Source organism: Pedobacter sp. Leaf132 (assembly GCF_920984695.1).
In the GTDB taxonomy this organism is placed as follows: Bacteria; Bacteroidota; Bacteroidia; order Sphingobacteriales; family Sphingobacteriaceae; genus Pedobacter.
This window is the reverse complement of record NZ_CAKLBO010000001.1, coordinates 771,034-790,283: the sequence shown is the minus strand read 5'-3', so window position 1 is coordinate 790,283 and position 19,250 is coordinate 771,034. Positions and strand designations below refer to the sequence as shown.

The following is a 19,250-nucleotide window of genomic DNA, read 5'->3' as shown; positions in this document are numbered from 1 at the left end:
ATTATAAAAGTATTAAGTTGTAAGTTTTACGTAATACGTACTACCTAAAACTTAAACAATTTTATTCTTCGTCCAATTTAAATTTAGACAGGTTCATACCAAATGACAAACCTTTTGATTTTACAAGTTCTTGAATCTCAGTTAAAGATTTCTTACCGAAGTTTCTGAATTTTAACATATCAGCAACGTCATAAGAAACTAAATCAGCTAAAGTGCGGATATCAGCAGCTTTTAAGCAATTTAAAGCTCTAACAGATAAATCCATGTCAACTAATTCAGTTTTAAGGATTTTACGCATGTGTAAAATTTCCTCATCAACTTCTTTAGTTTCTTCTTTAGCTTGAGATTCTAATACTAAATTCTCATCAGAGAATAACATAAAGTGTTGGATAAGAATCTTAGCCGCTTCTTTTAATGCTTCTTCAGGATGAATTGAGCCATCAGTAGAAATATCTAAAACTAATTTTTCATAATCCGTTTTTTGTTCAACACGAAAGTTTTCAATCGTGTATTTTACATTTTTCATCGGAGTATAAATCGAATCAATTGCGATAACACCTACAACAGCATCAGCAACTTTATTTTCTTCAGCAGGTACATAACCACGTCCTTTATTGATGGTTAATTCCACTTCCAAAGTAACAGATTTATCCATATTGCAAATAACATGCTCAGGGTTTAAAACTGTAAAGTTGTTAGAGAATTTAGTGATATCACCAGCCTTAAACTGATCTTGACCATTAACGATGATGAAAACTTTCTCAGTATCTCCAGAATCACCAGTCTTTTTAAAACGAACTTGTTTTAAATTTAAGATGATATCAGTTAAATCTTCTACAACACCTTTCATGGTAGAAAACTCGTGAGAAACGCCTGAAAAACGAATAGTAGTAATAGCATAACCTTCTAAAGAAGAAAGTAAAATTCTTCTTAAGGCATTACCAATTGTTACACCGAAACCGGGCTCTAAAGGACGAAATTCAAATGTGCCATCGAAATCTGTTGATTTCTGCATGATCACTTTGTCTGGTTTCTGAAATGCTAAAATTGCCATTTATATTTTTTTAAATTCGTTATTGAATATATAGTAACATGAAAAAAGTTAATTACCCTTTCGAGGTAATTAACTATTCTATTTATTACTTTGAGTATAACTCGATGATTAAGTTTTCCTTAATGTTTTCTGGAATTTCATCGCGTTGAGGATAAGTTAAGAACTTACCAGTTAAATCGCTTGCATTCCATTCTAACCAGGCAAATTTATTAATTGTTCTGCCTGAAACAGAGTTACTAATTGATTCTAATGATTTAGATTTTTCACGAACCGCTACAACATCACCAGCTTTTAACTGATATGAAGGGATATTTACAACTTCACCATTCACAGTTACGTGTTTATGGCTAACTAACTGGCGTGCACCAGAACGGGTTGTTGCGATACCTAAACGGTAAACTGTATTATCTAAACGTGCTTCTAATAATTGAAGTAAGTTATCACCAGTGATACCTGCACGTGAAGATGCTTTTTTAAACAAGTTACTGAACTGCTTTTCTAATACACCGTAAGTATATTTTACTTTTTGTTTCTCCATTAACTGGATTGCATACTCAGATTGTTTACCTCTTCTTTTTGAAACGCCATGTTGGCCAGGAGGATAATTTTTTCTGTCTAACACTTTATCAGGACCGAAAATTGGTTCTCTGAATTTACGTGCGATTTTTGATTTTGGGCCTGTATATCTTGCCATTTTTTTCTGTTTTTAAAGTATCATTCAGTCTGTAACTGAAGATTCTTAGCTTTAAAATTAATTAAACTCTTCTCTTTTTAGGAGGACGACATCCGTTGTGAGGAAGTGGCGTAATATCTTTAATAGATGTTACTTCAATACCTGCTACTTGTAAAGTTCTGATTGCAGATTCACGACCTGAACCCGGACCTTTTACAAACACTTCAACTTTACGTAAACCTAAATCAAACGCAACTTTACCACAATCTGAAGCTGCTTGACCAGCTGCATAAGGGGTGTTCTTTTTAGAACCTTTAAAGCCCATTTTACCAGCAGAAGACCATGAAATAGTCTGTCCGTTGTTGTTTGTTAAGGTAACGATGATGTTGTTGAAAGTAGCATTGATGTGTGCCTGACCAACAGGCTCAATTACAACGATACGTTTTTTGGTTACTTTTTTACTCTTAGCCATTTTATCTTTTAGATTTTAGATATGAGACTTGAGATATGAGACTTCCCCTACCCCGATACTCAGTATCCTACTTTTTCTGTTTTATTCCAGATTTGAGCTGATTAAAAGACATGCTAACACATCTCAAATCTCAGATCTCACATCTATCTATTATTTAGTAGCTTTTTTCTTGTTAGCAACTGTTTTTCTCTTACCCTTACGAGTACGTGAGTTGTTTTTAGTACGCTGACCACGAGAAGGTAAACCTTTTCTGTGACGCAAACCACGGTAACAACCAATATCCATTAAACGTTTAATGTTTAACTGAACCTCAGAACGTAAAGCACCTTCTACTTTAATCTCGTCGTTAATCATTGTACGGATTGCTGATAATTCATCATCAGACCAATCTTGTACTTTTTTGTTTAAGTCGATACCTGCAGTAGTTAAAATACGTTGTGCAGTTGTTCTACCTATTCCGTAGATATAGGTTAACCCTATCTCTCCTCTTTTGTTTCTTGGTAAATCAATACCTGAAATCCTTGCCATATTTGTTTATGTTTTTAAGTAATTCCGAACGGCGGGCCACCGTTGTGCGGTACATTACAATAATCTCTAATTACCCTTGACGTTGCTTGTATTTTGGATTTTTCTTATTGATAACGTAAAGTTTACCTTTACGGCGAATAATCTTGCAATCAGCGCTACGTTTTTTAATTGATGATCTAACTTTCATTTTATTTGTATCTATAAGTGATGCGACCTTTTGTTAAATCATACGGCGACATCTCTAGTTTCACTTTATCACCAGGAAGAATTTTGATGTAGTGCATCCTCATCTTACCTGAAATGTGCGCAATAATCTCGTGACCGTTCTCGAGTTCTACCCTGAACATAGCATTTGATAATGCTTCTCTTATTACTCCGTCTTGTTCAATTGAGGCTTGTTTAGCCATATTTTATTGATTGTTACTTATTTAGCTGGTTATAAACCGGGTTGCAAAATTAAATAAAAAATTTTAATTATTTATTTTTTTTGTTGTAAAACTTCTTCTATTATAGAAAAGCTTGATAAAACATCTGCCTTGCCCTTTTTTATTGCTATTGAGTGTTCAAAATGAGCTGAAGGTTTACTGTCTTTACTCGTTATTGTCCATCCGTCACTATGAAAATTAACACCGGCAACGCCAGCATTTATCATAGGTTCAATTGCGATAACCATTCCTTCTTCAAGTTTTGGCCCGCTACCGCGTTTTCCGTAATTAGGAACATCTGGTTTTTCGTGAAGCTTCACCCCTACACCATGACCTACCAATTCTCTTACTACACTAAATCCATTAGCCTCGGCATACTGCTGCACTGCAAAAGAAATATCGCCAACACGCTTTCCAACCACAGCCTTTTCTATCCCTAATAATAAACACTGTTTGGTAACCTCAACTAATTTTTGCTTTAATGCATCAACTTCACCTATTGAGAAGGTATATGCCGAATCTCCGAAAAAACCATTTTTGATTACTCCACAGTCTACTGAAATTAAATCGCCTTCTTTTATTACATAATCACTTGGAAAACCATGAACTACTTGTTCATTTGGTGAAATACATAAAGAGTAAGGGAAACCATTGTAGTTTAAAAATGCCGGGATTGCTCCATTATCATTTATAAACTCGTAAGCTAACTTATCTAATTGATTTGTACGAATACCCGGACCAATTACCTTTGCTACTTCAGTCAAAGTTCTTGAAACAAGCATTGAACTCTCTCTTATTAACTCGATCTCTTCCAGAGATTTGTAATAGATTTTAGACATTATTTTCAGCTTTGAATGTCTGAATTTAAAATGAGTGAACCACCAAAAGGTAACTCACTCATTTCATTATTCAAAATTCAATATTTTATTAATTACAATGCTGCATTGCTACTTGCAGCAGGAACCCCTGTTCTGCCAGTAACTCTACCTGTTTTCATTAAACCATCGTAATGACGCATCAATAGATAACTTTCAATTTGTTGTAAAGTATCTAAAACAACACCTACCAAAATTAATAGTGATGTTCCACCAAAGAAATGAGCAAATTCTTGTTTAATACCAAATTTAACGGCAACTGAAGGTAATACGGCAATTATTGCTAAAAATACTGCACCTGGAAATGTGATTTTAGAGATTACATCATCGATAAAAGTTGATGTTGCAAAACCTGGTTTTACACCTGGTATAAAACCACCATTTTTCTTCATATCATCACTCATTTGAGTTGGATTAACCGTAATGGCTGTATAGAAAAATGTAAATGCAATAATTAAAAATGCAAATGTTAAGCTGTACGCTAATGAAGTTGTGTTGCTAAATTGAATTAACCAAGAACCTTGTAAAGAAGGCACAAATTGAATTAACGCACCAGGAATAAACATTAAAGCCTGCGCAAAAATGATTGGCATTACACCAGCAGCATTTACCTTTAAAGGAATGTATTGACGAACACCACCAAACTGACGGTTTCCAACAATTTTCTTTGCATACTGTACTGGTACTTTACGTACACCTTGTACAATTAAAATGGTAAACATTACAATAGCAAATAAGGCAACAACCTCTAATACTAATGCAACCGGACCACCACCTGTACTTGCTGCACCTACTTTATCAGAAAACTCCTGACTAATAGCTTGCGGTAAGCGAGCGATAATACCCACCATAATAATTAATGATGTACCATTACCAATACCTTTATCAGTAATTTTTTCACCTAACCACATTACAAATAAAGTACCTGCTGTTAATACAAACGTAGATACAATATAAAACATGGTTTGGCTCATTACAGGCAAGATTGCCGTTTCCGGAACTTGAGTTTTAACATAACCAACCGATTGAACAATCGTAATGGCTACTGTTAAATAACGTGTAATCTGGTTTAATTTTTTTCTACCACTTTCGCCCTCTTTCTGCATTTTTTGGAAAGTAGGAACAGCAATACCCAATAGTTGCACCACAATCGACGCAGAGATATAAGGCATTACCCCTAATGCTAAAATAGAAACACGAGAGAATGAACCTCCGGCGAACATATCTAGTAAGCCTAAAATGCCCGATTTTTCGTTTTCACCTAAAGCAGTTGGATCCACACCCGGTAAAACCACGTGAGATACGAAACGGTATACCAAAAGAATCATAACCGTAAATAAAATACGGTCTTTTAATTCTTGTATTTTCCAGATATTACTTAAAGTAGTAAATAGCTTCTTCATTTAATAATTACAATTTTACAATTGAACCACCTGCTGCTTCAATAGCTTTTTGTGCGGTTGCAGAGAACGCATGTGCTGTAACTTCGATTTTTGCTTTAACCTCACCACGGCCTAAAATTTTAACTAAGTCGTTTTTAGAAGCTAAACCATGTTGTTGTAAAGCTGCGAAATCAATTGTAGTTAAGTTAAATTTTTCAGCTAAGCCTTGTAAAACATCTAAGTTTACACCAACGTATTCTGTACGGTTAATTGGTTTGAAACCAACTTTAGGCACACGACGTTGTAAAGGCATTTGGCCACCTTCGAAACCGATTTTAGTAGAGTGACCAGAACGTGAACCAGCACCTTTGTGACCACGAGTTGAAGTACCACCACGGCCTGAACCTGTACCACGACCAATTCTCTTACTGTTTTTTGTAGAACCTTTTGCAGGTTTTAAATTACTTAAATTCATTTTTTTGAATTTGTGTTGCCCTTCGCTTTCACTAAACAGGCACAACGATTAATAATATAAAAGATGTATCCATTAAATAACGGATACATCTTTAGAAAAATTATATACTTTCGATTGCGATTAAATGATTCACTTTACGAATCATACCGATAATTTGAGGAGTAGCTTCTACCTCTACACTCTGGTTCATTTTAGATAAACCTAAAGCCTGAACGGTTCTTTTTTGACGCTCGCTTCTATCGATAACGCTTTTTATTTGTGTTATTTTGATCTTAGCCATGATATTATCCGTTAAAAACTTTGTTTAAATCGATACCACGAGTTTGAGCTACTGTATAAGCATCACGCATTTTTGTCAATGCATCAACAGTTGCTTTTACCACGTTGTGAGGATTTGATGAACCTTTAGATTTTGCTAATACGTTATGTACGCCAGCACTTTCTAATACAGCACGCATTGCACCACCAGCAATTACACCGGTACCTACTGCTGCTGGTTTGATTAAAACAAAACCACCAGAGAATTTACCAATTTGCTCGTGAGGAACAGTACCGTTTAAAATTGGAACTTTTACTAAGTTCTTTTTAGCATCATCCACTCCTTTTGCAATAGCTTCAGTTACCTCTTTCGCTTTACCTAAACCGTAACCTACAACACCGTTCTCATCTCCAACAACAACAATTGCTGAGAAGCTGAAAGTACGACCACCTTTGGTTACTTTGGCAACACGTTGTATACTAACCAAACGATCCTTTAATTCGATATCGGTGGTTTTAACTCTTTTTATATTGATAGTTGACATCTTACTTTTTCTTTCAGATTAAAATACTAGACCAGCCTCGCGAGCACCTTCAGCTAACGATTTTACACGACCGTGGTATAAATAGCCATTTCTATCGAAAACAACTTGTTTAACACCTGCAGCAATTGCTTTTTCGGCAACTAATTTACCTACTGCAACTGATTGGTCTGATTTACTTCCAGTACCAGCAAAATCTTTGGATAATGATGATGCCGAAGCGATTGTTGTACCGGTGATATCGTTAATTACCTGAGCATAAATACCTTTATTGCTTCTATATACAGATAACCTTGGACGTTCTTCCGAACCGGTAAGTCTTTTTCTGATCCCTTTTTTAATACGATCTCTTCTTGATAATTTTTTACCTGCCATGATTACTATTTTTTAGATGCTGATTTACCTGCTTTTCTTCTTAACACTTCACCTACAAACTTGATACCTTTACCTTTATATGGCTCTGGTGCACGTAACGAACGGATTTTCGCTGCTACTTGTCCAATCAATTGTTTGTCAATACTTTCTAAAATGATTTTAGGCGTTTGACCTTTTTCTGATGTCGTAGTTACTTTAATTTCTTGTGGCAACTGAAATACATAGTGGTGAGAATAACCTAAAACTAAATCTAAAGTATTACCTTGATTTGTTGCACGGTAACCAACACCTACTAATTCTTGCTCTAATTTATAACCTTCAGTTACACCAACAACCATGTTGTTAATTAATGAACGGTATAAACCATGTAAAGCTTTGTGTTTCTTTTGCTCTGATGGACGGCTAACTGTTAATGTACCATCCTCTTGTCCTACAGTGATGTCTGCATCAACTGCTTGTACTAATTCACCTTTAGGTCCTTTTACAGTTACAACGTTATCTTTTGATACGGTCACAGTAACACCTGCAGGGATTGTAATTGGGGCTTTTCCTATTCTTGACATTGTGTTGTTCTCCTAAATATTAATAAACGTGACACAATACCTCACCACCAATGTTTAATTTGGCTGCTTCTTTATCAGTCATTACACCTTTAGAAGTAGATAAGATTGCGATACCTAAACCGTTTAATACTCTTGGCATGTTTTCTACGCCAGCATAGTTTCTCAAACCTGGTTTACTTACTCGCACTAATGTACGAATAGCAGGAACTTTAGTAATTGGATTATATTTCAAAGCAATTTTAATTGTGCCTTGAACTGTAGTATCTTCAAACTTATAGTTCGCGATGTAACCTTTGTCGAAAAGAACTTTAGTAATTTCTTTTTTAAGGTTTGATGCAGGAATTTCTACAACACGGTGGTTGGCCTTAATGGCATTCCTTACTCTTGTTAAATAATCTGCTATTGGATCTGTATTCATTTTTATTGTTTTTGATAGTGGTTTCCTTCTGCTACCCAGCTGTGGGACCTGCTATCGGTTAAATTTTAATTTTGAGTTATATGTAATAAGTTATAAGTCGTAAGTTTTTACTTACAACCTATAACTTAAAACTTTAAACTATATTACCAAGATGCTTTTTTAACACCTGGTATTTTACCGTCTAGTGCCATTTGGCGGAACGTTACCCTTGAAATACCAAAGGTACGCATGTAACCACGTGGACGACCAGTTAATTTACAACGGTTGTGTAAACGTACCGGAGATGAGTTTTTAGGTAATTTATCTAAACCCTCTAAATCTCCTGCAGCTTTTAAAGCTGCACGTTTCTCAGCGTATCTAGCTACCAATTTTTGGCGCTTTACTTCGCGTGCTTTTACACCTTCTTTTGCCATTATTCTGCTGTTTTTTGATTTTTAAATGGTAAACCGAATTGTTTCAATAACTCTAAGGCTTCTACGTCAGATTTTGCCGAAGTTACGAAAGTTATATCCATACCTAAAATTTTATTGATTTTATCGATATTAATCTCAGGGAAAATGATTTGCTCAGTAACACCTAAAGTGTAGTTACCTTTTCCATCAAATCCTTTATCATTGATACCTTTGAAATCACGAATACGTGGCAAAGCTACAGAAATTAAACGATCTAAGAACTCGTACATGTTATTATCACGTAATGTTACACGCACACCTACTGGCATACCTTTACGTAATTTAAAGTTCGAGATATCTTTCTTAGAGTTAGCCGGAACCGCTTGCTGACCAGTAATTGTAGTCAACTCAACGATTGTGGTATCCATAATCTTTTTATCTGTAACCGAGAAACGACCAACACCCTGGTTAATACAGATTTTTTCCAATTTAGGAACCTGCATTACAGTTTTGTACTGGAATTTTTCTTTTAGTGCATTTACAACTTCTTCTTTGTATTTGCTTTTTAATCTAGGTGTAGCCATTATTTAATCTCCTCTCCTGAAATTTTAGCAACTCTAACCAATTTGCCTTCTGCATTAGCTTTACGGCCAACACGGGTAGCTTTACCTGATTTAGGATCAACTAACATTAAGTTAGAAATGTGAAGAGCAGCTTCTTTTTTAATAATACCACCGTTAGGGTTTGCAGCATTTGGTTTAGTATGTTTAGATACTAAGTTAATGCCTTCTACAATGGCTCTGTTTTTATCTATTTGTACTGAAAGTACTTTTCCTTGTTGACCTTTTGAATCGCCAGCAATTACTTTAACTAAATCTCCTGTGCGGATTTTAAGTTTTGATGGTGTATTTACTTTGTTTCCCATTTTATAATACCTCCGGTGCTAATGATACAATTTTCATGAATTGTTTTTCACGTAGTTCTCTCGCAACCGGGCCAAAGATACGTGTACCTCTTGGCTCATCCTGTGCGTTCAATAATACAGCAGCATTATCGTCAAAACGGATATAAGAACCATCTTTACGACGGATTTCTTTTTTAGTTCTAACAACTACTGCTTTAGAAACTGTACCTTTTTTAATGTTACCTGACGGTAAAGCGCTTTTTACAGTTACAACCACTTTATCACCAATTGAAGCATAACGTTTGCCGGTTCCACCTAGCACACGAATTACTAATACTTCTTTAGCGCCACTGTTATCAGCAACGTTTAATCTCGATTCCTGTTGTACCATCTTATTTAGCTCTTTCTAAAATTTGTACCAATCTCCAATTCTTGTTTTTACTCAACGGACGAGTTTCCATGATTAATACTGTATCACCGATACCGCATTCATTTTTCTCATCGTGAGCCATAAATTTGGTAGTTTTCTTTACGAACTTACCATAAATCGGGTGTTTTACTTTACGTTCCACGCTCACTACAACAGATTTATCCATCTTGTTGCTTACCACTAACCCGGTTCTTGTTTTTCTTAATTGTCTTTCCATTTCGACTCTCAAATTAATTAGTTTCAGTAGCTGACTCAGCGTTTTTTACTTTAGTCAGTTCAGTGTTTAAACGGGCTATGTCTTTTCTTACTTTAGCAATACGAGAAGGATTCTCGATAGCTGAAATAGTATGAGCGAACTTTAATTTTGACAAGTTCTCTTTTTCTTCCGCAATCTTAGCTACTAATTCTTCTTTTGAAAGCCCTGTGATTTCTGAATTTTTCATTTTTATTTTTCTTTTACGTTGAGTGTAGCGGTTATAAAAAACAAGTATTTACAACATTCATCTCAACACACTTTACTATGCTTCTACGTAATCTCTACGTACTACAAATTTTGTTTGGATTGGTAATTTCTGAGCTGCTAAACGTAATGCTTCTTTAGCTACTTCTAAAGGCACACCTTCAGCTTCGAAAATTACACGTCCTGGTCTTACTACTGCTACCCAGTATTCTGGAGCACCCTTACCTTTACCCATACGTACTTCGGCAGGTTTTTTAGTTACCGGTTTGTCAGGGAAAATTCTGATCCATACCTGGCCTTCACGTTTCATGAAACGTGTTACCGCGATACGAGCAGCCTCTATCTGGCGACTTGTAATCCAAGTTGCTTCTAAAGATTTGATACCGAAAGATCCGAATGCTAATTCAGCTCCACGAGAAGCTAAACCCTTCATTCTGCCTTTTTGCATCTTCCTGAACTTCGTTCTTTTTGGCTGTAACATTTTATTTTGTTCTAATCGTTAAACGATGTTAATAAATCAATTATTTACGAGGACCTCTGTTAGCGCCTGCGCCACCACCTCTGTTTGCACCACCTTGACCTGGACCACGACCACCACCTTGGTTTCCACCACGTCTGTCGTTACCACCGCCACGGTTATCTCTTCCACCACCTCTGTTATCTCTTCCACCGAATGCTGGTTTATCAGATTGGCCTTTAGGACCGTTATTTGTTGCACCAATGTTTGGAGACAAATCACGTTTACCATAAACCTCACCTTTACAGATCCATACTTTTACGCCGATTTTACCATAAGTGGTTAAAGCTTCAGCTAAAGCATAGTCGATATCAGCACGGAATGTATGCAAAGGTACTCTTCCTTCTTTGTACTGCTCAGTACGTGCCATCTCAGCACCACCTAAACGACCAGAAGTCATGATTTTAATACCTTCAGCACCCATACGCATTGTTGATGCGATAGAAGATTTCATTGCTCTACGGAATGAGATCCTTGCTTCTAATTGCTTTGCAACACCTTCTGCAACTAATTGTGCATCAAGTTCTGGGCGTTTAATTTCGAAGATGTTAATTTGAATTTCCTTTTTAGTTAATTGCTTTAACTCTTCTTTAATTTTATCAACCTCAGCACCTGCTTTACCGATTACAATACCCGGGCGAGCTGTGTGGATAGTTACAGTGATACGTTTTAATGTACGCTCGATAACTACTTTTGCAACACCACCTTTAGCGATACGAGCAGAAAGGTATTTTCTTATTTTCTCATCTTCAACTAATTTATCGGAGTAGTTATTGCCACCGAACCAATTAGAATCCCATCCTTTGATGATACCTAATCTGGCACCTATTGGATTTGCTTTTTGTCCCATTTCCTATAAATTAGTTTTGAGTTGTTTCTGTATTTTTACTATCTACAATCAGAGTGATGTGGTTTGAACGCTTGCGAATTCTATATCCACGACCTTGAGGTGCCGGACGTAAACGCTTAAGCTGACGACCACCATCTACCATAATTGTTTTAACAAATAGTTCGCTTCCATCAGAAGTTTTACCATTTTTAGCTTCCCAGTTATTAATTGCAGATAATAATAATTTCTCAACTCTTATTGCTGCTTCTTTATTGGTAAACTTTAAAACACTTAATGCTTTCTCTACACGTTCACCTCTGATAAGATCTACAACCAAACGCATCTTACGCGGTGAGGTTGGACAATTATTTAATTTTGCTATTGCTTCCATTGTCTAATTATTTTTTCTTTTCAGCGTGTCCTCTGAATGTTCTGGTTGGAGCAAATTCTCCCAATTTGTGACCAACCATGTTTTCTGTTACGTACACTGGAATAAATTTATTACCGTTGTGTACTGCAAATGTATGATTAACGAAATCTGGTGAAATCATTGATCTACGAGACCAAGTTTTGATTACAGACTTTTTGCCTGAATCATTCATAGAGTTTACTTTTTTCTCTACGTTATGGTCAATATAAGGTCCTTTTTTTATCGAACGAGCCATTATTTCTTCCTTCTCTCTATGATGTGACGATTAGAATATTTCTTAAGTTCTCTGGTTTTGTAGCCTTTAGCTAAAACACCATTTCTTGAACGAGGGTGACCACCTGATGATCTACCTTCACCACCACCCATTGGGTGATCGACTGGGTTCATCGCTACCGGTCTTGTTCTCGGACGACGACCTAACCAACGTTTACGACCAGCTTTACCTAATACTTCGTTTGCGTGATCTGAGTTAGATACAGCACCGATAGTAGCAAGACAAGTAGTCAAGATTAAACGGGTTTCGCCAGAAGGCATTTTTAAGGTTGCATATTTACCATCGCGGGCAGCTAATTGTGCGTAAGCACCTGCACTACGAGCTAATTGTGCTCCTTTTCCAGGGTGAATCTCTACGTTGTGAACGATAGAACCTAATGGAATGTTCGATAATTTTAAAGTGTTACCTACTTCCGGAGCTGCAGTATCGCCCGATAATAATACCGAACCAACTTGTAATCCTTCAGGAGCAATGATGTAACGCTTCTCGCCATCTGCATAGTTTAACAATGCGATGCGGGCAGTACGGTTTGGATCGTATTCAACAGTAGCTACTGTTGCAGGAATATCAAATTTATCGCGTTTGAAGTCGATTAAACGATATGATTTTTTATGACCACCACCCATGTAGCGCATAGTCATTTTACCTGTATTGTTACGTCCACCAGACTTTTTTGATGATACAACCAATGATTTTTCGGGCTTGGTTGCTGTAATCTCCGTAAAGCTGGCCCCAACTCTAAAGCGGGTACCCGGAGTAACTGGTTTAAATTTTCTTAAGCCCATAGTTATAATTAATAATTAAATTAAAGATTTGCGTAATAATCTATTGTTTCACCGTCTTTCAACGTTACAATTGCTTTTTTATATTTCGGGCTACGGCCAGAAACAAAACCTGCTTTAGTGTAACGAGATTTAGCTTTACCATCTACAACCATAGTATTGATTGCTACGATAGTTACACCATAAAGTTTTTCGATTGCAGATTTAATCTGTAATTTATTTGCTTTATGATTAACGCTAAACGTGAAAACGTTTAATTTTTCAGTTAAACCTGAAGCTTTTTCGGTTAATATTGGTTTTTTTAAAATTTCCATATTATTTGGCAAATGCCTCCTCCAAAGTTTTTACAGAATCTGCTGTTAAAACAAGTACACCTGCATTTAATACATCGTATGTATTTAAATCTGCTGCAGTAATTACTTTAGTTTTCTCTACGTTTCTGCTTGATAAATAGATATTATTATTTTGTGAAGGTAAAACCAACAAAGTTTTTTGAGTACCTACGTTTAATGCGGCTAATAAACTTGTGTAGTTTTTAGTTTTAATTGTATCGAAGTTAAAATCTTCTAAAACTACCACGTTGTTATCTTTTGCTTTATAAGCTAAAGCAGATTTACGTGCTAATGATTTTAATTTCTTGTTTAATTTAAAACTGTAATCACGTGGTTGAGGACCGAAAACACGACCACCACCGTTAAATAACGGAGATTTAATGCTACCTGCTCTTGCACCACCTGTACCTTTTTGTTTGTATAGTTTGCGAGTTGAACCAGCAATCTCATTACGTTGTTTAGATTTGTGAGTACCTTGACGTTGGTTAGCCAAATACTGTTTAACATCTAAATAAATCGCGTGGTCGTTAGGCTCGATACCGAATACCGATTCAGGAAGTTGCACCTTGGCACCTGTTTCTTTACCTGAAATGTTTAATACTTTAACTTCCATCTGATTACTTGTCTAAGATTACGTAAGAACCTTTAGCTCCTGGAATGGAACCACTAACTACTAATAAGTTTTGCTCAGCATAAACTTTCAAAACTTGTAAGTTTTGAACTTTTACTCTGTCTCCACCTGTTCTTCCTGCCATGCGCATTCCTTTGAATACACGTGATGGGAATGATGACGCTCCCAATGAACCTGGGGCACGTAAACGGTTATGCTGACCGTGAGTCTGCATACCAACACCGGCAAATCCGTGGCGTTTTACAACACCTTGAAAACCTTTACCTTTTGAGGTACCTACAACATCAACAAAATCGCCTTCTGCGAACGAATCAACGGTTACTACATCACCTAAGTTAAGTGAAGTTGTAAACGAATCGAATTCAACAAGTTTGCGTTTCGGAGTTGTGTTTGCTTTCGCGAAATGGCCTTTTAACGGTTGAGTTGTGTTTTTCTCTTTTTTCTCATCATATCCTAACTGAATAGATGAATACCCGTCTTTTTCTTCGGTCTTCACTTGTGTAACTACACAAGGCCCAGCCTCGATTACAGTACATGGAATGTTTTTTCCATCTGCATCGAAGATACTGGTCATTCCTACTTTTTTTCCAATAATTCCTGACATTTTATCTTTTAATTTAACACCCATCGAAGCAGTAGGGCTTCGTTCAAGGTGGTTGTGCATCCCCCGAAAGGGAGGGCAAAGATAGACAAGAATTATTAATTTTCAAATAGTTAGCTAAATATTTTTCAACTATTATTGATTTTTTTTCAAAGGCGCTGAAGCGATAATGGTTTTGTTAACAAAAATGCACCTTTTGAGTAAAAGTCATGAAGGTATTCAAATAATTTGCTGATAGATGGGGAGTTAGCAGAAATATAGAGCTAATGCGCTACACCACCACTTAAACTTATTGCGATAATGGCTAAAATGATAAAACCTATTAATACATAGAGATAATCTTTTTCGAGCAAAAAACTAAAAATGGCGAAAACTATACGGGCAATGGGAGTGAAAATTAGCATCAGAACACCAAACTGAACAATCGCATCACCTTTAAAAGTTAACAGGCCTTCAAATATTTCTGCAATTGATGAAAATTTAGATAACTCTGGCGTAAATACTTTATAGTCGGTAACTGCACCTTTGTTATGCACCAAGAAAATAAAGCCGCCGATTAACACAATGGTCATAGAGATGATTACACCGGCCCTTAATAGGGTACCCAAAATTACCTGAATATCTTTCTCTTCTAATTCTTTCATTACATCAAACCTGTTAAGCCTTTATAAATCATTTGAAGCGCCAAAAACGCTACTACAACTGCAAATACAATTTTTAACTTACCGGTATTGGTTTTAAGCAAAATTTTTGAGCCTATGGTTGCACCCGCTAAAACGCCAATACAAACCGGCATTGCAATACCAGGGTCTATTTGCCCTCTATGCAGATAAACAATAGCGCTGGCTGCAGCTGTAACACCCATCATAAAATTACTTGTGGTAGTTGATACTTTAAAAGGCAATCGCATGATATTATCCATTGCAATAACTTTTAAGGCGCCGCTTCCAATACCTAATAACCCAGAAAGTGTTCCTGCAAAAAGCATCATAAGGAAACCACCTGGTACATTTTTTACAGCATATTTATGCTCAATACCTTTATCAGGATAACTTCCATTAAGTTTAAAAAATTTAGCCCATTTATTTGAATAATCCAGAGTAGAGTGGTCTACCTTTTTTTTCAATGTCATGATGGCTGAGAAAATTAAAATACAACCAAATATGATGGCGATGTAATTTGCATTAAGATAAACGGCAACAACAGCACCACTTATTGCACCAACTGTCGTGGCGATTTCCAAAAACATACCAATCCGGATGTTGGTAATACCTTCTTTAACGTATGCCGCCGCAGAACCCGAAGAGGTTGCAATTACTGAAACAATTGATGCACCAATTGCATAATGAATATCGACACCTAAAGCTAAAGTTAGCAATGGAATGATGATAACGCCACCACCTAAACCAGTTAAGGAGCCTAGCAAACCTGCTAAAAAAGCGCCAACTAATACAATAATGGTAAATAGTAATACCGACATGCGGCAAATATAAGGCACACATTTTGGCTAAACGAACGATTTAGAGAATTAAATAAAGTCTATATGGTATATGGAATATGTAAAATGGTAGATGGAAAATGGTAGATGGAGATGGGGAATTTTAATTTTTCATCCCGGACGATTTCATCGGCTTGATATTTCCTAATAGTAATGCATACCTTAGTTTGCTCTCGCTGGAATAAAATTCAAGACATCATCCATCTAACAAAAAACATCCTACATCTCCGTTACTTCCCTAGCCTTTTAATCATTTCTGCACTTAAATCTCTCCCATCGTTTAATCTGTTAGCGAAAAAAGATTTTGCAGCTTCAAAATGTTCTTTGTAACCTTTCAAATCGCCGTAACCAATTATTGACGCCCATTCATGAACTGCGGTATGGAATTCTAAATCATCCCCTCGGATGGATTTATCGTACAAAGCAGTTTGAATAGATTCTTCTAACATCTCCTCATTTTTAAAAAGATATTCGGCTATGCCTAAACGAAGTTTAAATGGTGGCGTTTGGCAAATTAGGTTATCATAAGGATTTATACCCATTTTATACCAGGCATAAACCATACTCAACAAGCTTAGATGCGAATTGGGTTTCTGTTTATGCTCCGCATCTGATAGGCTAAACTCTTTCATGATATTATCATCTAGCAATAAAAGGTTTCTACTTTCATGAAACACAAAATCACGGGCAGCATAAATTTTTGCCCGGAATTCAATTTCATTTTCACAAATCATCAGCTTATATAATTCAGATTCTGCCTGAGCATAATATTTAACCTGTTTTTGAGCATATGGATTTAGAATGGCCAAACCGGCATAAATGTGCGATTTGTAGCTAAAAATCCTTAACGTAGTTAAAATCTTTACATTATCGATTCCACCGGAATAAGAAGGATTATCCCAAGGGAAAAAACCAGCATTTTTCCATGCTGACCCCATGCTTTCAAAACCCATATGTGTAACCGCCTGTGTATCGGCTACAATGCGGTCGTGCTCATGGAAATCGTCCATTTCTATAATATTCGACTTTAGGGAGCGATAAATTTCAAGCGCTTTGGCATAAACCTCATCCGTAGCCCGATGACGTACAACGACCAGAGTTTGTCCTTCAGGACTAAAAGCTGGTCCGTGCAAAGAATGGCAGGTTACAATTTGAGTTTCTTTAGGAAGATGCTTTTCGAAAGCTGCAATTTCAGGATGCTTTACAGAAGTTTGCCCCGCTACTATTGCCCCGTATTTGGTAGATAACGCAAAAGCTGCAACAACTTCATCTATTTTCTCTGCTTCTACACAGTAGATTATAAAGTCAGATTTTCTTGATACTTCATGTCCATCATTTAAAACTTCTACACCTTTTGGTTCGAGCTCTGATTTCAAATCATTATAACGCAAGGGCATATCAGCTCCACACACCTTATAACCAGCCTTTACAAACGAATGCGCATACAATTTACCCATATCGCCTAAACCAATAATTCCTATTTGCATGAAACAAATGTAATCTATCAGAAATTAATTTATAATAAATTATATAAAAATGTAGTTTTACATTTTAACATTTACATTTAAACTATGCAAAAAATTAAACACATCCTTTATTGTTTAGGAGCGCTACTATTTTTAAACGTTGCATTTGCCCATGCACAGCAAGACACTTCAAAAAATACTGACCCATCTTTAAACGGACAGTATCAGTTTATGTTAAAAAAATCGAAAACCTTGTATGGAGCAAAACTCATTAATCCATCCAGATTAACATCATTATGGAAAAGTGTAAACGATACATTGCGAAAAGAACGCAAACAATTAGCCGAAGCTAAACAACAGATTAAAGGCCAGGCGGAAAATATTGCAGGCTTAAAGGGTGAAGTATCTGGCAAGGAGAGTTCATTAGCGAGTGCAACAGCTTCTGTAAATGAAATTAATTTTTTAGGGATTTCTTTTAATAAAGGAACTTATAATACCATTGTTTGGGCAATAATTATAGTTTTGGGTGCCGGATTAGCGATTGTGATTTTACAGACGGGAAAATACAGAAAAGAGGCAAACTACAGAACACAATTATATCAGGAAGTTGCTGATGAATTTCAGGCACATAAAGTAAAGGCAAAGGATAAAGAAATGAAGCTTGCCAGAGAGTTGCAGGATGAACGAAATAAGTGGGATGATATGGGTAGAAGGTAAAATATTTAAAAATCGGTCAGTTGTTAACTGACCGATTTTATTTTATATCAAAACTTGCGAAAGCTGTAACGTAAACCAATTTCAAACTCTCCATTGCTATAATTTTGCAGGCCAGATGTGTTGGTAGTATACTGAAGCAAAAGCTGAAGCTTGCGTTGATAGTTTAGACCAGCGCCAAATGTGATGCTGTTTGTACTATGATAAATACCACTTACCGCAAATTTTTCTTGCAAGAAACTAAAGTTTGCACCAACATCTAATATACCCTTATAATTTTCTATTCCTCTAAATACAACCTTAGGTTCGATTAAATTAAGGGTTTCACTTTTCATGCTGATTTTGTATCCAGCGGCAAGAAAATATATTGATCTATCTACTACATTTCTAACCTGATCGCGTTTAAAAAACCGCTTTAAGTTTGGTAATGAGCCTTGTATAGTTAATTTTTCATTTCTATAGGCTATACCGAAATCACCATCAATGTATAATTGCCTGTCTCTGAAATTAGCCAGAATATCATCATTAACATCGCCCATGGCTTTACCTAAATCAAGCCATTCATTCATTACACCTGCTGCTAAGCCAAAATCAATATAGCTTGAATCTGCATTAAGTTTTAAGTGATAAGCATAGCTAAATGTTGCCCTTGTTCTGTTAATTAAACCTGCGCTTTCATTGTAAACTAATATCCCTAACCCAACCTTTTTGCTTTTCAATTGCAAATCGCCGGTTAAGTATTGAATTCTGGGAGAACCTTTAATACTAGTCCACTGCGCCTTAAAAGCACCGTTTAAGTTTATCATCGAATCAATACCAGCCAAAGCAGGGTTTGCCAAATATTGATTTTGGTAGTAAACGCTACCCATTGGATTTAATTGACTGTATGCAGGTTGAATTGCATAGATTAATAACAGCCCAATTATATATATTTTTATCCTTTTCAAAGC

33 protein-coding genes are annotated in these 19,250 nt (G+C 36.2%); 1 reads left to right on the top strand and 32 read right to left on the bottom strand.

Features of this window, described 5'->3' with window-relative positions; all coding sequences use genetic code 11:
- Positions 1–61: 61 nt before the first annotated feature.
- The 31 genes from LUA86_RS03510 to LUA86_RS03360 all read right to left on the bottom strand — a co-directional run bounded on the left by LUA86_RS03510 (position 62) and on the right by LUA86_RS03360 (position 17,607).
- Positions 62–1,054 (bottom strand): DNA-directed RNA polymerase subunit alpha, encoded by a 993-nt coding sequence (locus LUA86_RS03510; protein ID WP_231459181.1) that lies wholly within the window; start codon positions 1,052–1,054, stop codon positions 62–64.
- A gap of 85 nt (positions 1,055–1,139) precedes the next feature.
- Positions 1,140–1,748, bottom strand: a complete 609-nt coding sequence (gene rpsD / locus LUA86_RS03505) for a 30S ribosomal protein S4 (protein ID WP_231459180.1) — start codon at positions 1,746–1,748, stop codon at positions 1,140–1,142.
- A 61-nt stretch (positions 1,749–1,809) separates the two neighbouring features.
- Positions 1,810–2,199, bottom strand: coding sequence for a 30S ribosomal protein S11 (gene rpsK, locus LUA86_RS03500; protein ID WP_010599885.1), 390 nt, complete (start codon positions 2,197–2,199; stop codon positions 1,810–1,812).
- Between the two features lie 150 nt (positions 2,200–2,349).
- Positions 2,350–2,727 (bottom strand): 30S ribosomal protein S13, encoded by a 378-nt coding sequence (gene rpsM / locus LUA86_RS03495; RefSeq protein ID WP_010599886.1) that lies wholly within the window; start codon positions 2,725–2,727, stop codon positions 2,350–2,352.
- A gap of 70 nt (positions 2,728–2,797) precedes the next feature.
- The gene (rpmJ, locus tag LUA86_RS03490) at positions 2,798–2,914 is read right to left on the bottom strand and encodes a 50S ribosomal protein L36 (protein ID WP_010599887.1); all 117 of its coding nucleotides are present in this window, start codon (positions 2,912–2,914) and stop codon (positions 2,798–2,800) included.
- A gap of 1 nt (position 2,915) precedes the next feature.
- Positions 2,916–3,134: a translation initiation factor IF-1 gene (infA, locus tag LUA86_RS03485; RefSeq protein ID WP_010599888.1), complete on the bottom strand. Its 219-nt coding sequence runs from the start codon at positions 3,132–3,134 to the stop codon at positions 2,916–2,918.
- Positions 3,135–3,205: 71 nt separating this feature from the next.
- Positions 3,206–3,991, bottom strand: a complete 786-nt coding sequence (map, locus tag LUA86_RS03480; protein ID WP_231459179.1) for a type I methionyl aminopeptidase — start codon at positions 3,989–3,991, stop codon at positions 3,206–3,208.
- A 92-nt stretch (positions 3,992–4,083) separates the two neighbouring features.
- Entirely contained in the window at positions 4,084–5,430 is a 1,347-nt protein-coding gene (gene secY, locus LUA86_RS03475; protein WP_231459178.1) for a preprotein translocase subunit SecY, read from the bottom strand.
- Positions 5,431–5,437: 7 nt separating this feature from the next.
- Positions 5,438–5,884, bottom strand: a complete 447-nt coding sequence (rplO, locus tag LUA86_RS03470) for a 50S ribosomal protein L15 (protein WP_231459177.1) — start codon at positions 5,882–5,884, stop codon at positions 5,438–5,440.
- 100 nt (positions 5,885–5,984) lie between these two features.
- Positions 5,985–6,164 carry a 50S ribosomal protein L30 gene (gene rpmD / locus LUA86_RS03465; RefSeq protein WP_231459176.1) on the bottom strand — a complete coding sequence of 60 codons (180 nt, stop codon included), beginning with the start codon at positions 6,162–6,164 and terminating at the stop codon, positions 5,985–5,987.
- A gap of 4 nt (positions 6,165–6,168) precedes the next feature.
- Entirely contained in the window at positions 6,169–6,687 is a 519-nt protein-coding gene (gene rpsE / locus LUA86_RS03460) for a 30S ribosomal protein S5 (RefSeq protein ID WP_255713364.1), read from the bottom strand.
- A gap of 18 nt (positions 6,688–6,705) precedes the next feature.
- On the bottom strand, positions 6,706–7,059 hold the full coding sequence (rplR, locus tag LUA86_RS03455; protein ID WP_231459175.1) for a 50S ribosomal protein L18: 354 nt from the start codon (positions 7,057–7,059) through the stop codon (positions 6,706–6,708).
- Between the two features lie 5 nt (positions 7,060–7,064).
- On the bottom strand, positions 7,065–7,622 hold the full coding sequence (gene rplF / locus LUA86_RS03450; RefSeq protein ID WP_231459174.1) for a 50S ribosomal protein L6: 558 nt from the start codon (positions 7,620–7,622) through the stop codon (positions 7,065–7,067).
- A gap of 19 nt (positions 7,623–7,641) precedes the next feature.
- Positions 7,642–8,040: a 30S ribosomal protein S8 gene (gene rpsH, locus LUA86_RS03445; protein ID WP_010599896.1), complete on the bottom strand. Its 399-nt coding sequence runs from the start codon at positions 8,038–8,040 to the stop codon at positions 7,642–7,644.
- A 143-nt stretch (positions 8,041–8,183) separates the two neighbouring features.
- Positions 8,184–8,453: a 30S ribosomal protein S14 gene (gene rpsN / locus LUA86_RS03440; protein WP_231459173.1), complete on the bottom strand. Its 270-nt coding sequence runs from the start codon at positions 8,451–8,453 to the stop codon at positions 8,184–8,186.
- Positions 8,453–9,019, bottom strand: coding sequence for a 50S ribosomal protein L5 (gene rplE, locus LUA86_RS03435; RefSeq protein ID WP_086547740.1), 567 nt, complete (start codon positions 9,017–9,019; stop codon positions 8,453–8,455). The genes rpsN and rplE overlap by 1 nt, the downstream gene beginning before the upstream one ends.
- Positions 9,016–9,357: a 50S ribosomal protein L24 gene (gene rplX, locus LUA86_RS03430; RefSeq protein WP_231459168.1), complete on the bottom strand. Its 342-nt coding sequence runs from the start codon at positions 9,355–9,357 to the stop codon at positions 9,016–9,018. The genes rplE and rplX overlap by 4 nt, the downstream gene beginning before the upstream one ends.
- A 1-nt stretch (position 9,358) precedes the next feature.
- Positions 9,359–9,727 (bottom strand): 50S ribosomal protein L14, encoded by a 369-nt coding sequence (gene rplN, locus LUA86_RS03425; RefSeq protein WP_010599900.1) that lies wholly within the window; start codon positions 9,725–9,727, stop codon positions 9,359–9,361.
- Between the two features lies 1 nt (position 9,728).
- Positions 9,729–9,983 carry a 30S ribosomal protein S17 gene (rpsQ, locus tag LUA86_RS03420; protein ID WP_010599901.1) on the bottom strand — a complete coding sequence of 85 codons (255 nt, stop codon included), beginning with the start codon at positions 9,981–9,983 and terminating at the stop codon, positions 9,729–9,731.
- A 13-nt stretch (positions 9,984–9,996) separates the two neighbouring features.
- The gene (rpmC, locus tag LUA86_RS03415) at positions 9,997–10,209 is read right to left on the bottom strand and encodes a 50S ribosomal protein L29 (protein ID WP_056097521.1); all 213 of its coding nucleotides are present in this window, start codon (positions 10,207–10,209) and stop codon (positions 9,997–9,999) included.
- A gap of 75 nt (positions 10,210–10,284) precedes the next feature.
- Positions 10,285–10,707, bottom strand: a complete 423-nt coding sequence (gene rplP / locus LUA86_RS03410; RefSeq protein WP_010599903.1) for a 50S ribosomal protein L16 — start codon at positions 10,705–10,707, stop codon at positions 10,285–10,287.
- 40 nt (positions 10,708–10,747) lie between these two features.
- The gene (rpsC, locus tag LUA86_RS03405) at positions 10,748–11,593 is read right to left on the bottom strand and encodes a 30S ribosomal protein S3 (RefSeq protein WP_231459166.1); all 846 of its coding nucleotides are present in this window, start codon (positions 11,591–11,593) and stop codon (positions 10,748–10,750) included.
- A 10-nt stretch (positions 11,594–11,603) separates the two neighbouring features.
- Positions 11,604–11,963 (bottom strand): 50S ribosomal protein L22, encoded by a 360-nt coding sequence (gene rplV / locus LUA86_RS03400; protein ID WP_231459164.1) that lies wholly within the window; start codon positions 11,961–11,963, stop codon positions 11,604–11,606.
- Between the two features lie 7 nt (positions 11,964–11,970).
- On the bottom strand, positions 11,971–12,237 hold the full coding sequence (gene rpsS, locus LUA86_RS03395) for a 30S ribosomal protein S19 (RefSeq protein WP_010599906.1): 267 nt from the start codon (positions 12,235–12,237) through the stop codon (positions 11,971–11,973).
- Positions 12,237–13,061: a 50S ribosomal protein L2 gene (rplB, locus tag LUA86_RS03390; protein ID WP_231459161.1), complete on the bottom strand. Its 825-nt coding sequence runs from the start codon at positions 13,059–13,061 to the stop codon at positions 12,237–12,239. The genes rpsS and rplB overlap by 1 nt, the downstream gene beginning before the upstream one ends.
- Positions 13,062–13,081: 20 nt before the next feature.
- Positions 13,082–13,372: a 50S ribosomal protein L23 gene (rplW, locus tag LUA86_RS03385; protein WP_231459159.1), complete on the bottom strand. Its 291-nt coding sequence runs from the start codon at positions 13,370–13,372 to the stop codon at positions 13,082–13,084.
- 1 nt (position 13,373) lies between these two features.
- Positions 13,374–14,003, bottom strand: a complete 630-nt coding sequence (rplD, locus tag LUA86_RS03380) for a 50S ribosomal protein L4 (protein ID WP_231459157.1) — start codon at positions 14,001–14,003, stop codon at positions 13,374–13,376.
- A gap of 4 nt (positions 14,004–14,007) precedes the next feature.
- Positions 14,008–14,625, bottom strand: a complete 618-nt coding sequence (gene rplC / locus LUA86_RS03375) for a 50S ribosomal protein L3 (RefSeq protein WP_231459155.1) — start codon at positions 14,623–14,625, stop codon at positions 14,008–14,010.
- A gap of 260 nt (positions 14,626–14,885) precedes the next feature.
- Positions 14,886–15,266: a DUF1634 domain-containing protein gene (locus tag LUA86_RS03370; RefSeq protein ID WP_231459154.1), complete on the bottom strand. Its 381-nt coding sequence runs from the start codon at positions 15,264–15,266 to the stop codon at positions 14,886–14,888.
- The gene (locus LUA86_RS03365) at positions 15,266–16,102 is read right to left on the bottom strand and encodes a sulfite exporter TauE/SafE family protein (protein ID WP_231459152.1); all 837 of its coding nucleotides are present in this window, start codon (positions 16,100–16,102) and stop codon (positions 15,266–15,268) included. Before LUA86_RS03365 ends, LUA86_RS03370 begins: the two co-directional genes overlap by 1 nt.
- A 248-nt stretch (positions 16,103–16,350) precedes the next feature.
- Complete coding sequence (locus LUA86_RS03360; RefSeq protein ID WP_231459150.1) at positions 16,351–17,607, bottom strand: prephenate dehydrogenase; 1,257 nt, start codon at positions 17,605–17,607, stop codon at positions 16,351–16,353.
- Between the two features lie 84 nt (positions 17,608–17,691).
- On the opposite strand from LUA86_RS03360, the gene LUA86_RS03355 reads away from it, so the two are divergent.
- A complete protein-coding gene (locus LUA86_RS03355) occupies positions 17,692–18,303 on the top strand; it encodes a hypothetical protein (RefSeq protein WP_231459149.1) in 612 nt (203 codons plus the stop codon).
- A 47-nt stretch (positions 18,304–18,350) separates the two neighbouring features.
- Here the strand turns inward: LUA86_RS03355 and LUA86_RS03350 are convergent, their stop codons facing one another.
- A complete protein-coding gene (locus LUA86_RS03350) occupies positions 18,351–19,247 on the bottom strand; it encodes a PorP/SprF family type IX secretion system membrane protein (RefSeq protein WP_231459147.1) in 897 nt (298 codons plus the stop codon).
- Between the last annotated feature and the right edge of the window lie 3 nt (positions 19,248–19,250).